Annotated in this window: 12 protein-coding genes; 6 read left to right on the top strand and 6 right to left on the bottom strand. The window is 38.1% G+C overall.

The window, feature by feature from the left end; genetic code table 11:
* Window positions 1-9: 9 nt before the first annotated feature.
* From ABD930_RS03780 to ABD930_RS03770, 3 genes are all read left to right on the top strand, one after another.
* A complete protein-coding gene (locus tag ABD930_RS03780) occupies window positions 10-1,077 on the top strand; it encodes an Mrp/NBP35 family ATP-binding protein (protein ID WP_345230363.1) in 1,068 nt (355 codons plus the stop codon).
* A gap of 71 nt (window positions 1,078-1,148) precedes the next feature.
* Entirely contained in the window at window positions 1,149-1,427 is a 279-nt protein-coding gene (locus ABD930_RS03775; RefSeq protein ID WP_345230362.1) for a NifU family protein, read from the top strand.
* Between the two features lie 64 nt (window positions 1,428-1,491).
* Window positions 1,492-2,145: a peptidase associated/transthyretin-like domain-containing protein gene (locus ABD930_RS03770; RefSeq protein ID WP_345230361.1), complete on the top strand. Its 654-nt coding sequence runs from the start codon at window positions 1,492-1,494 to the stop codon at window positions 2,143-2,145.
* On the opposite strand, the gene ABD930_RS03765 is transcribed toward ABD930_RS03770, so the two are convergent.
* The 3 genes from ABD930_RS03765 to ABD930_RS03755 form a co-directional block, all read right to left on the bottom strand.
* Window positions 2,146-2,721, bottom strand: coding sequence for a nitroreductase family protein (locus ABD930_RS03765; protein ID WP_345230360.1), 576 nt, complete (start codon window positions 2,719-2,721; stop codon window positions 2,146-2,148). It lies immediately after the preceding gene.
* A gap of 186 nt (window positions 2,722-2,907) precedes the next feature.
* Entirely contained in the window at window positions 2,908-5,040 is a 2,133-nt protein-coding gene (locus ABD930_RS03760; RefSeq protein ID WP_345230359.1) for a carboxy terminal-processing peptidase, read from the bottom strand.
* A gap of 210 nt (window positions 5,041-5,250) precedes the next feature.
* On the bottom strand, window positions 5,251-6,438 hold the full coding sequence (locus ABD930_RS03755) for a tetratricopeptide repeat protein (RefSeq protein WP_345230358.1): 1,188 nt from the start codon (window positions 6,436-6,438) through the stop codon (window positions 5,251-5,253).
* A gap of 165 nt (window positions 6,439-6,603) precedes the next feature.
* On the opposite strand from ABD930_RS03755, the gene ABD930_RS03750 reads away from it, so the two are divergent.
* The gene (locus ABD930_RS03750) at window positions 6,604-7,884 is read left to right on the top strand and encodes a replication-associated recombination protein A (protein ID WP_345230357.1); all 1,281 of its coding nucleotides are present in this window, start codon (window positions 6,604-6,606) and stop codon (window positions 7,882-7,884) included.
* A gap of 110 nt (window positions 7,885-7,994) precedes the next feature.
* On the opposite strand, the gene rnc is transcribed toward ABD930_RS03750, so the two are convergent.
* The 3 genes from rnc to ABD930_RS03735 form a co-directional block, all read right to left on the bottom strand.
* Complete coding sequence (rnc, locus tag ABD930_RS03745; RefSeq protein ID WP_345230356.1) at window positions 7,995-8,729, bottom strand: ribonuclease III; 735 nt, start codon at window positions 8,727-8,729, stop codon at window positions 7,995-7,997.
* A 96-nt stretch (window positions 8,730-8,825) separates the two neighbouring features.
* The gene (gene fabF, locus ABD930_RS03740) at window positions 8,826-10,079 is read right to left on the bottom strand and encodes a beta-ketoacyl-ACP synthase II (RefSeq protein WP_345230355.1); all 1,254 of its coding nucleotides are present in this window, start codon (window positions 10,077-10,079) and stop codon (window positions 8,826-8,828) included.
* Between the two features lie 24 nt (window positions 10,080-10,103).
* The gene (locus ABD930_RS03735; protein ID WP_013664647.1) at window positions 10,104-10,340 is read right to left on the bottom strand and encodes an acyl carrier protein; all 237 of its coding nucleotides are present in this window, start codon (window positions 10,338-10,340) and stop codon (window positions 10,104-10,106) included.
* Between the two features lie 272 nt (window positions 10,341-10,612).
* On the opposite strand from ABD930_RS03735, the gene ABD930_RS03730 reads away from it, so the two are divergent.
* The gene (locus ABD930_RS03730; RefSeq protein WP_345230354.1) at window positions 10,613-11,032 is read left to right on the top strand and encodes an IPExxxVDY family protein; all 420 of its coding nucleotides are present in this window, start codon (window positions 10,613-10,615) and stop codon (window positions 11,030-11,032) included.
* 200 nt (window positions 11,033-11,232) lie between these two features.
* Window positions 11,233-12,663, top strand: coding sequence for a pyruvate kinase (pyk, locus tag ABD930_RS03725; protein ID WP_345230353.1), 1,431 nt, complete (start codon window positions 11,233-11,235; stop codon window positions 12,661-12,663).
* Window positions 12,664-12,696: the final 33 nt, after the last annotated feature.

Raw genomic sequence — 12,696 nt, 5'->3', positions numbered from 1 at the left:
GGAGATTAAATGATAACTAAAGAACAGGTATTACATGCGTTAAGTTTTGTTGAAGATCCGGATTTTAAAAAAGATCTGGTTACCTTGAACATGATTAAAGATATAGAAATCACCCCGAATAATATTCGATTTAGTGTGGTTTTAACGACACCTGCATGTCCGATGAAAGACCATATTGAACGTGCTTGCCGCAATGCTATTGCGCATTTTATCGATAAGGACATCGCTGTTTCCATTCATATGACCTCAAAGGTTCAGACCAAACCCAATAATAAACAATTGGATAAAATCAAAAATATTATTGTGGTAGCCTCTGGGAAAGGGGGGGTTGGAAAATCTACTGTTGCAGCGAATCTTGCTTTAGCGCTACAGCTTAAAGGAGCCAAAACAGGATTACTCGATGCAGATATTTATGGTCCATCCTTGCCCATTATGTTTGGTGTGGAGGGCGAACGCCCAAAGGCGACGAAAACCGCTGAAGGGAATACAAAGATTGAGCCTATAGAAAAATTTGGTGTTAAATTGCTATCTATTGGTTTCTTCACAGACCCTAACCAACCCATTCCTTGGCGTGGACCTATGGTAAGTGCGGCTATCAAACAATTGTTTAATGATGCGGATTGGGGTGAATTAGATTACCTAGTTGTTGATCTTCCTCCGGGTACTGGTGATGTACACATCACGGTTGCCCAAAATTATCCGGTAACGGGCGCTGTTATTGTTACAACACCTCAAAACGTTGCGTTAGCGGACGCAAAAAAAGGGATCGGCATGTTTATGATGAATACGATCAATATCCCACTATTAGGTGTGATTGAAAATATGTCTTATTTCACTCCAGCCGAATTACCCGATAATAAATACTACATTTTTGGAAAGGACGGGGGTAAACGGTTAGCAGAACGCTTTGGAGCACCTTTCTTAGGAGAGCTACCTTTAATCAAAAGCATAAGCGATGCAGGAGATAATGGTTATCCTATTGCCATAGATGAAGATGAGCCTATTTCAAAAGCATTTTTATCCCTGGCAGAGAAGGTGGCGCAACAGATTTCTATACAACATCAATTAAGCGTTTAAAGAAAAAAAGCACATTTTATACAATAAAGATTTTTTAGTATCTTTACATCTATTTTAAAACCACAAAGGTTATGAGTTTACTGGAGAGAGTAGAAGAAGCATTAAACACCTTAAGACCTTATTTGGAGACAGATGGAGGAAACGTTACCGTTGAGGAAATAACTCCTGAAAACGTTGTTCGTTTACGTCTGCTAGGTTCTTGTGCTTCTTGTTCAATGAGTATAATGACGTTCAAGGCTGGTTTAGAGCAAGCTATACAAAAAGCTGTGCCAGAAATTACAGCTGTGGAGGCTATTAATATAACCGACCCGGACGATCCAAATGCAACCATGCCTCAGCGTATTAATTAATGCGAAAATCCCTTTTAACATTATTTAACTAGAGGATTTATGGCGTTTTTGGTAGTTTTATCACATGATGAGAAACAGGTTATTTTTCGTTTGCTTACTGATCGTAGGATGCTGCACCATCGTTTACGGGCAAGAGCAGCTTCCCAATAAAAAGTTGGTACAATTTAGCGGCGTAATTCATAATGCTGATTCCGCTATTGCTGTTCCATATGCAACGCTTACAAACGTTTCTTATCAAAATCAAATTTTCAACGCCAATCATCAAGGTTTTTTTTCTTTTGTAGCACATGAAGGAGATACCATACGCTTAAGCGCGATTGGATATTTTCCTCAGCAATTAGTCGTTCCAAAGACAAACGAGCATAAAGTAACCGTAAACCTATCGCTCAAAGCTCAGGTGATAGATCTTCCGGTGGTTACAGTTTTTCCTTGGGCGAGTATTGAAGAATTCAATTATGCTTTCATGAATTTAAAGATAGCAGCAGACGACTATCTAATTGCACAACGGAACTTATCTCCTGAATCTTTAATGGCTATGGCCAAATATGTTCCAAGGAACGCAGCAGAAATACAGAACACAAATGCGAGCAATAGGCATATTGGCCTTTCCAACAAAGTGGTTAATCAACGTAATTCCAATGCGCTATTTAGTCCTTTAGCTTGGGCCAGCTTTATTGACCAAATTACACAAGGGAATAAAAGTAGGGGAAAAGAGTAATTACGATTTTTTAACCCACTTAACCCGCTCGTCAATAGGCTTCCGAAAGCCTTCAATGGTTTTTTCCTGATGGTAGCCTAAATAGAACAGGCCTAAGCATTCTTCTTCCTCTTCAAGACTTAAAAAGCTACGCAAATAACGTATTGTTCCTGGTGTACTCCAATATCCACCAATGCCTTTTGCATAAGCAGCGAGCCATAGATTCTGTACAGAACAACCAATAGCAGCGACTTCTTCCCATTGCGGGATTAGTCCGCTATACTTAATTTGAATCGTTATTACCACAGCAGATTGTGTTATCTTTTCTCTGATTGATTCATATTTCTTTTGTACAAATTGCGCTGGATTTGTCTGTTCTTTATATAACCGAGCCATCTCATTTGCCAATGAAACAAGTCCGTTTTCCTTAAAAACGGTAAATCTCCAAGGTTGTGTCAATTTATGGTTTGGAGCATAATTTGCAGATTTCAATATTTCCATAATCGTTTCATCGGCTATCTCTTGATCGGTATAGCTTGCTGGAAATATACTTCTACGATATTTAATGGCATTGAGGATTACTTCTTCTTCAAACATATGGTGGTGGTGTGGATAAACTGTTTCTTTACCGCAGAAAAAAGAATGTGTCTAAAAATATCCATCGATCGCTGTCATATCGAAGTGCAGCATCATATCTCGACTCTCCCGAGGGCTCGGAAGAATCGAGATAACGCAAGAAACGTTGAAATGACTACCTTTTAGACACACTCAACCTATATTAAATTATGCTTTCCCTTGCAATGCAATAAAGTCAGCCATAACATTCAGACTTTCGTCTTCTATAAAATCATTGTCTAACCTTGGAAGCGGACTATTAGACTGTATTTCGGGTAATCCACGAATTTTTCGGCGAACATTCATTCGTTCCCTATTCCTAGCTTCTTGTTCTTCCCGTTCTTTTTTCAATTTGGCCTCTTGCAAAGAGACAGACGTCTCATTTTCCCGTTCTTTAAAGGTAGCGATATCATCTAACAAATATTTATATTCTGTTGATGTCTTCATCCGTTCGTTATGCTTAGCAATGAGCTCGGGCTTTATCTTACTCAAATCTGCATAAGGTGTAAAAGTAGATGATTTTATCTGATCCCAAGGCAAGGCCGCTTTTTCCGAACTTTCTCCAAATTTGTCTGCAGGAAAAACCGTAGGAAACTCAACATCTGGTGTAACACCTTTATGCTGTGTACTGCTTCCGTTAATCCGGTAAAACTTAAAGGTAGTAAAATTGATTTGACCAAATTTCGGTGCGCCCTGTGGCATACCATCATCGGCACTTGCTCCGTTAGATTTATCCCGAGCGCTCAACAAAAGCATGTCCGCTCTACTGATAAAATTATCCATGGATACAGCACTCTGTACGGTGCCCTTTCCATAAGATTGATTTCCTATAATCACCCCTCTTCCATAATCTTGGATTGCAGCAGCAAATATTTCAGAGGCAGAAGCGCTAAACCGATCAATCATTACACCTAATGGTCCTTCCCAACTAATACCCTCATCGTCATCACTGTTAACTTCTACTCTATTATTCGGGTCACGGACCTGTACGACAGGACCAGATTTTATGAACAAGCCCGTTAATTCAACTGCTTCTATCAATGATCCACCACCATTCGCACGAAGATCCATGATAACACCGTCTACATGATCTTGTTTTAGCGTATCCAATATTCGGCGTACATCTCTCGTAGTGCTTTTATAATCAGGGTTTCCGGCCTGCATCTCTTTAAAATTAAGGTAAAAACCAGGCACCTTAATAACACCTATTTTATAGGTTTTACCGTCAGAATCCTTAACCTCTTTTATTTCCTTCTTTGCAGACTCCTCTTCATCCACTATTTTGTCCCGTACCAACGAAACTATCTTTGGTGTAGAAGTAAGCTCTTGTCCAGCGGGGATAACCTTTAGACGAACAGTCGTTCCTTTTGGTCCTTTTATTTTAGAAACAACGTTACCAAGTCTCCAACCAATAACATCCACAAATTCGCCATTACCTTGAGCCACTGCGATAATTCGGTCATCTTGCTTCAGAGTTTTGTCGCGAAACGCTGGCCCTCCAGGCACAATGCGCATAATTTTCACCACTTCATTATCCGTGGTAAGCTGCGCTCCAATTCCTTCAAAAGAACGAGCCATATTTTCGTTAAACCGCTGAGCGTCTTCTGGGGTAAAATAATTCGTATGTGGATCTATTGACCCGGTAAATGCATTCATCATGATCTGGAATGCATCATAATTATTTTCCGTTTTTACTTGGGAAAGCAGATTTTGGTACCTTTCTTTTATTGTCTTTCTATTTTTCGCATCTTCCCCTTCTTTTCCCGTACTGCTCAATTTTAAATTTAATAGATCGTATTTAATCCGTTGTTTCCAATTTGCCTGAGCTTCACTTTCTGTTTTAAACCAAGGTAAATCTTCACGGTTATAGACAAAAGACTCATCCTTAGTAAAGTCATATGCAGCATCGACTTGCGCTATAGCATAAGTTAGCTGTTCATTAAACCGTTTTCTATAAACGTTATAGATTTGAAACATCGAACTGAGATCTCCATTCTTAAGATCATTTAACAGTACTGCTCGGTAGGGTTGAAAACTATCGATATCGGATTGAAGAAAATAATTCTTTCCCTGGTCCAACCCTTTTAGGTAAAGGTCAAAAACCACGGACGACAAAGAATCATTAAACGGTACCTTTTTATAGTGTGCCTTTTCAAGCAAACTAACCAAATCTTTGGCAATCAACTCTTGTTTGGCATTAGGCCGCAATGCACCTGCCCCTTCATCCAATTTAACGCGCGGATTAGCACTGCACGCTACGGCAGCAACAACAAACAACGCCAAAAACAATTTTTTTAACATCTCTTGGAATGATTTAATATCCATTATATTTAAATAATACTTCATTTAGACCCCGCTGTCCTCAAGGGTTTAAATTTATCAAAAAAAGAACCAATTTTTCTACCTTCTGATAGCAAAAACGGATTTACTTTATAAATCATATAATTTTTACATTAGAAATAGATAAACAACGCAGCTCCTTTTCTTTATGGTCAGTTGATTTTCAGTAAATTAAGGTAAAACAGCGATTTCACGTCTTTCCTTAGAAGTTTGTGTTATCTCCTCTTTTTGGTTACTCGCCTGAATGAGTTTATTCTTAATGTCTTCATAAGCTTCTAAGTAAGTAGTAGCATTCGCATAGTCCTTAGTCTGGATGTAAATATCGCCTAAGTCATCATAAATATGCATCCTCAACCATTCATCACCACTTTGTTTGGCATAAGAGGCGGCCTTGGTATAATCACTTATGGCAAGATCATACTCTTTCAAGATCTTTTTTACCTTTCCTAAATGATAAAGGCTATAAGAAAGATCCGCTGTATAACCCCCATTTACAGATGCGGTCTTAACTGCCTGCAAATGGAACCATCTCGACTCTGTATATTTTTCCTGAGCCAAGTATACGAAAGCTAAATTATTATAGGCACCGACCCGTCCGTGAGTATCCTTTAACCGTTTATATAGCGGGAGCACTCTTTTTATAATATCTTGTTCTGCCTCGTGGTATTGTCCTTTCCTCGACTTGAGCAGTGCAAGCTGTTCCAACGCGGTGACCTCACTCAGTATGTTCCTTGATTTTACTGCTAATTTATTGATCCGGTTATAATAGCTATAGGCCTGCTCGGCATTACCCATAAATTTATATATTAATGCCAAATTATTGCAGATAGCCAATTGACCATTTATATCCCTTAAAGATTCTTTATTGATTAACGCCTGTTGAAAGCTGTTAATCGCTTTGTCATAGGTTTTATTTTCTACTTGCAATATTCCCAGCCTATTTTGAAGATTAGACACCATTTCCATATTACCTAATTGCAGATAGGCTTGTAGCGATTGTTGAAAAGAATGTTCAAGATCAGCAAAAGTAAAATTGCCCTTTAACGTAGATGATGGTAGGGGATAGGCCGCGCCAGTTTGTTGCAGACCGCTAACCAGCTTTCGCTCTTCAAATAAACGGATTAAAAAATCAGCATCAGCGTGTTTTTTATCATATTTTTCCTCTAATCGTTGCTCACTTGTTTTTTCTGGAGGTAAGATATAGTTAATAGGTCCGATAAACCCTTGGTTTGTTGATAAACTGTCCTTTATATCAATTATGGTAGGATGTTGTGCCTCAAACGACCTGCCTTTTACAGGCATAAGGAAGCACAGGATAAAACCTATAAAGGGTATATAATAATTATTAATTTTCCTCATGCACACAAATAAGCTATTGAACTAATGTACAATAGCTATCTTACAAATTTACAAAAAACTCTACGATAATTTAGCATATAAATTCTATTTCTGGTATTCACGTCGGACCAAAACCCGCATAAACTATTGATTTTAGTATTTTTTTTATTAATTTTGCTAAAAATCATGGCAATACTCCCACCTTTAGCAGAGCGCATGCGTCCGGAAAATATAGACGATTATGTTGGGCAACAACATTTGCTTGGGCCAGATGCTGTCTTAAGAAAGTCTATTGAAAGTAACAATTTGCCTTCTATGATCCTCTGGGGACCTCCAGGGGTTGGAAAAACGACTTTAGCTTATATTATATCCAAACGCTTAAATCGTCCTTTCTTCAACTTAAGTGCCATAAACTCGGGCGTTAAAGATGTACGGGACGTTATTGAAAAAGCAAATCTAAGCAAGGCAATGTATGCCGAGCAGCCAATCTTATTTATTGATGAAATTCATCGTTTTTCAAAATCCCAGCAAGATTCGCTTTTAAATGCGGTAGAAAAAGGGTTGGTTACGCTAATAGGAGCAACTACAGAAAATCCTTCCTTCGAAGTGATTTCGGCACTTCTCTCCCGATCCCAGGTTTATACATTAAAGCCTTTAGCAGAAGAAGACCTTGTAAAATTAATACATAAAGCACTTACGACAGACGAACTATTAAAGAAAAAAAACGTTCGCATAGACGAACATGAAGCATTACTTAGAATATCAGGTGGAGATGCGCGAAAACTCTTAAATGGATTAGAATTGGTGGTCCATGCTTTAAAAGATAGGGAGCAACACATTAACAATGCATTTGTTCTCCAGCAGATCCAGCAAAACATGGCCTTATATGACAAAGCAGGGGAACAACATTATGATATTATTTCTGCTTTCATTAAATCGATTAGAGGAAGTGACCCCAATGCTGCCGTATACTGGTTAGCTCGCATGATAGAAGGAGGAGAAGATCCTTTATTTATTGCACGGCGTTTACTCATTTTAGCATCAGAAGACATAGGGAATGCTAATCCTAATGCTTTATTGTTGGCAAATAATTGCTTTCAAGCCGTCAATGTAATCGGTTGGCCAGAAGCTAGAATCATTTTATCGCAAACCGTAACCTATTTAGCTTCTTCTCCAAAAAGTAATGCCGCTTATGAAGCCATTAGTCGCGCGCAAACTTTAGTAAAAGAAACGGGAGACTTACCTGTTCCTTTACACATCAGAAATGCACCAACCAAATTAATGAAAAACCTCGATTATGGTAAAGATTACAAGTATGCACATGCTTATGAAGGGAATTTTATAGAACAAGAATTTCTTCCTCCGGAAATCAGCGGAACGCAGTTATATAATCCAGGTAATAACCCGGCAGAATACAAACTTCGAGAGCATTTAAAAAAACTTTGGAAAACGAAATATAGGTATTGAGGATTGAACGTCAACAGATCAGGGTTTTTAAAAAAATTAAATTCGGAATTTACGGTTGCAGAGGGTTTTTAATTTTTCTAAGTGCGCAGGGATTGATTCTAGCATCCTAATTAAACAATTCCCAACGCCTCACAAGCCTTTTCTGCCGCCAATTTTTCAGCATTCTTTTTATTATAATCCCTTCCTGTACCTCTAACCTCGCCAGAAATAATAGCATCTACTGTAAATAGTTTGGCACTTTCTCCCTCCGCATTATTGGTAACTTCAAAGAGGACTTCATTACCTGTAGATTGACACCATTCGATTAATCTGCTTTTAAAATTTGTCTCCGTTTGTTCCAATAAATGAATATCCACATGGGGTTTAATGATTCTCCCAAGCAGAAAATTTCGGGTAAAGGAATATCCCTTATCTAAATAGACCGCTCCCACTAAGGCTTCAAATGCATCCCCTAACAGCGAACTCGATTTGCCAGGATAACCTACCATTTTGGAGTCATATTGAATCAGTTCATCAAAACCAAGTTTCCTAGCTAATTGATTAAGGTGTACTCTGCTGACGATTTTTGAGCGCATCTCGGTTAAAAAACCTTCATCCTTATAAGGATACATTTTAAAAAGCAATTCGGCAATCACAGCACCTAAAATAGCATCTCCCAAAAATTCCAAGCGTTCATTACTATTCTTGGTACCTCTTTTTACCGGTACAGCAACCGACTTGTGCCGAAAGGCCATTTGATAGAGATAAATATTCCCCGGAACAAAACCCAATAAGTTCTTAAGAGCCCTTACGTATTTACGCTTAGACGAGAGATAGAGCTTATACGTGCTAAAAAAAATAGACATTATTCTTTTTGGAAATTTTGCCGTAATCCATATCAATAATTAGCAGCAAAGCTCAAGGATACGATCCTTTGCTATTGCAGACAAATTAAAAGAATATTATTCTTCAAATTTCTTAAATATCACGGAAGCATTATGTCCTCCAAAACCGAAGGTATTACTCAAGGCATAATCAACCGTTCTGCTTTGTGCTACATTAAATGTAAAATTAAGCTTACTATCTAAGTTCGGATCATCCGTAAAATGATTGATCGTAGGAGGAACAATGCCATTACGAATGGCCAGTATCGAAGCGATCGACTCAACGGCCCCAGCAGCACCCAAAAGGTGGCCTGTCATAGATTTGGTTGAACTAATATTTAAGGCATAGGCATGCTCGCCAAAATGATCCAAAATAGCTTTAGATTCACTTATATCCCCCACAGGGGTGGAAGTTCCATGTACATTGATATAATCAATATCCTCATTGGTAATTTTGGCGTCATTAATTGCATTTGTCATCGCCAATCGAGCCCCTAAGCCCTCTGGGTGTGAGGCTGTAATATGATGGGCATCGGCGCTCATACCACCACCAACAAGTTCAGCATAAATTTTTGCTCCCCTTGCTTTTGCATGTTCTAAGCTTTCCAATATAATGGTTCCCGAACCCTCCCCTGCAACAAAGCCATCCCTATCGTTATCAAAAGGTCTAGAAGCTGTAGCCGGATCATCATTACGGGTTGATAACGCGTGCATAGCATTAAAACCACCTATACCTGCTTCATTAATAATTGCCTCAGAGCCTCCACTAATAATTACATCGGCATAACCTGTCCGAATATAGTTCAGAGAATCAATCAAAGCATGTGTTGATGATGCACAAGCAGATACTGTGGAGAAGTTCAGCCCATGTAAACCATATTTCATGGATATATGACCTGGACAAATGTCCAAAATCATTTTAGGTATAAAAAAGGGATTATATCTTGGTGTACCGTCACCTCGGGCAAAACTACTCACCTCGTCTAGAAACGTTTTTAATCCCCCAATACCAGATCCCCAGATAACACCTATTCGATTGGTGTTTAAGTGTTCAAATACCAATCCAGAATCCTTAACTGCTTCTTCCGTAGAAGCTAAAGCATAGTGAACAAATGGATCCAATTTACGCGCATCTTTCCGATCCATAAATTGGGTTGGATCAAAATTTTTAACCTCACACGCAAATCTTGTTTTGAATTTTTCTGCATCAAAATGCGTAATAGGAGCAGCTCCGCTTACCCCGTTGATCAAACCGTCCCAATATTCAGAAACAGTATTACCAATAGGAGTAAGCGCACCTAATCCTGTTACTACTACTCTTTTAAGCTCCATTTATTCGATTAGCCTAATTTTTAGTTAGTTAACGTTCTTTTCTAAATAAGCTACAGCTTGTCCAACAGTGCTGATGGTTTCAGCTTGGTCATCAGGGATAGCGACGTTGAATTCCTTTTCAAACTCCATGATCAACTCTACGGTGTCTAATGAATCAGCACCTAAATCATTAGTGAATGAAGCCTCTGGTGTAACTTCATTTTCGTCAACACCTAATTTTTCAACGATAATTGCTTTAACTCTTGAAGCGATATCAGACATGATTTTTATGGTTTAATGTTTAATAAATCAGTGCAAAGAAAAATAAAATTCAGCAAAATTCAAACCTTTTTAAGTTTTCCACTAAATTACTTTAGTTCTACTCTTCTTTCCACTATACCAACAACTCTAGTTTCTATAGTAGGCCCCATCTCCCTCTTCCATAGGAAAACATCGTTTCTTTCCTATAAACAGCCGATTGTTCATTTTGTGTGGTGCTATACATTGCAATAAAAATTCTATTTCTCTAAGTTTGCATGAAAGTACAATAAATTTTGAACAAACTTACATTAAAATACGAATTGGCTATTGATTTTAATCTAATAGCAATTACGTCTCCGCTAAAAGATTATCGTCTGTGCTATTTTATTAATAAAGTTACCGCACTCGATCTCCGTAAGATAGGCGATCACGAAATTTGGATAAATCCTCAACAGACATTCTATTTTGGACGTTTTACCTATGAAGACGTAATAAACGAGACCGCTTATTTTCTTTTAAATAATAAAGGTATAGAAGGGGGCATACTTATACCGGAAATGAAGGCAACAGATTTTTTTCTCCTCATTCAGAACGCTATTGACGAAGATCTTTTACAATGGCAGATTAGTCAAATTAACCATTTACGCGAAGTTGTTGTTGCTACAGAAATTAATCCACACAAATTGAAATCGAAAGAAAATTTAGTATTTTAGCTTGATTAATGATTTTATTACCTTTGCCTGTGTAATTTTTACACTATACAGCAACAATAAAAAAACAACGTGTTTTTCCCTTGGCATAGAGGGACAAAGACAATAAAACGAACAATCAAATGAAACTGCATAAGCTATTGTATAAGAAAGTTGTATAACTGTTCATGCAGGCTTCATCATCATTTAAAACAAATATACAGATGAAAAAAGTTCATAAGCGAACTAAAATTGTAGCCACATTAGGCCCTGCCTCTTCTCCAAAAGAAATATTGAGCAGTTTAATTGAAAAAGGTGTAGACGTTTGCCGATTAAACTTTTCACATGGAAGCCAAGAAGATCACCTAAAAGTTATCAACACCATTAAAGAAATTAATGCTGAAAACCATTTAAACATCGGTATATTGGCTGATTTACAAGGACCCAAAATCCGTATTGGAAAGATGAAGGAAGGTGGGGCCATTTTGTTAAATGGTAAACAACTCCGAATAACGACCAACGAATTGATTGGTAATGAAGACGAAATTTATATCACTTATCAAGAATTTCCAAAGGATGTCACCGAAGATGAAATCATCTTATTAGATGATGGTAAAATACAACTTCGTGTATTACAGACCAATCAAATAGATACTGTAACCTGTGAAGTGGTTCATGGCGGTGTATTAACTTCTAGGAAAGGTGTAAATCTACCCAATACGAAGGTTTCCATTCCAAGTTTAACGGAAGAGGACTTAGATAACCTGAACTTTGTATTAAATTATGACGTTGAGTGGATCGGTATGTCCTTTGTACGTACAGCTGAAGATATTCTCCAATGTAAAAAGATCATTGCTGATCGTGGTAAATCTGCCCGTGTTATTGCAAAAATAGAGAAACCAGAGGCTATTGAAAATATTGATAGTATTATCGCTGCTACAGATGGCGTAATGGTTGCTCGCGGGGATTTAGGGGTAGAAATTCCTATGGAACAAGTACCCTTATTACAAAAAATGATTGTTCAAAAGTGCCGAGACGCTTCTAAACCTGTCATCATTGCTACGCAAATGCTGGAGAGCATGATTACGACACCGAGACCAACCCGTGCAGAAGTTAATGATGTAGCGAATTCCGTATTAGATGGAGCAGACGCCGTTATGCTTAGTGGAGAAACTTCTGTGGGCGAATTTCCCGAAATTGTCATTGAAACCATGACGAAGATTATCAAAAATGTAGAAGGTACAGCTTATCCTTATTTTGCACCTCGTAAACAGGGTCTCAACCCTTCTACATCAATTCCTGATTCTATTTGCGCATCATCTGTTTATCTCGCACAGCAAATTAAAGCAAAAGCCATTGTCGCCATGACTTCTTCGGGCTATACGGCTTTTGAAATTTCTAGCCACAGGCCGGATGCAGATATTCATATTTTTACTGGAAATAGATCCCTCCTTAATACGCTAAGCCTGCTCTGGGGGGTAAAAGGCTTTTATTATGACGGGGAAGAAAGTACTGATTCGTCTATAGCGGATGTCAATAACCAATTGAAAGAATCTGGACTTGTGTCTTCAGGAGATTTGGTTGTTAATACGGCCTCTATTCCGATCAATGAAAAGGGAAGAACTAACATGATTAAGGTAACGGAAATCCATTAAAGCATAGCGAAAATTCATTCTCATAGCAGGAGC

It is taken from the genome of Olivibacter ginsenosidimutans (assembly GCF_039542865.1).
GTDB lineage: Bacteria > Bacteroidota > Bacteroidia > Sphingobacteriales > Sphingobacteriaceae > Olivibacter > Olivibacter ginsenosidimutans.
The sequence above is the reverse complement of the archived record's forward strand: the minus strand, read 5'-3'. Positions and strand labels throughout refer to the sequence as shown.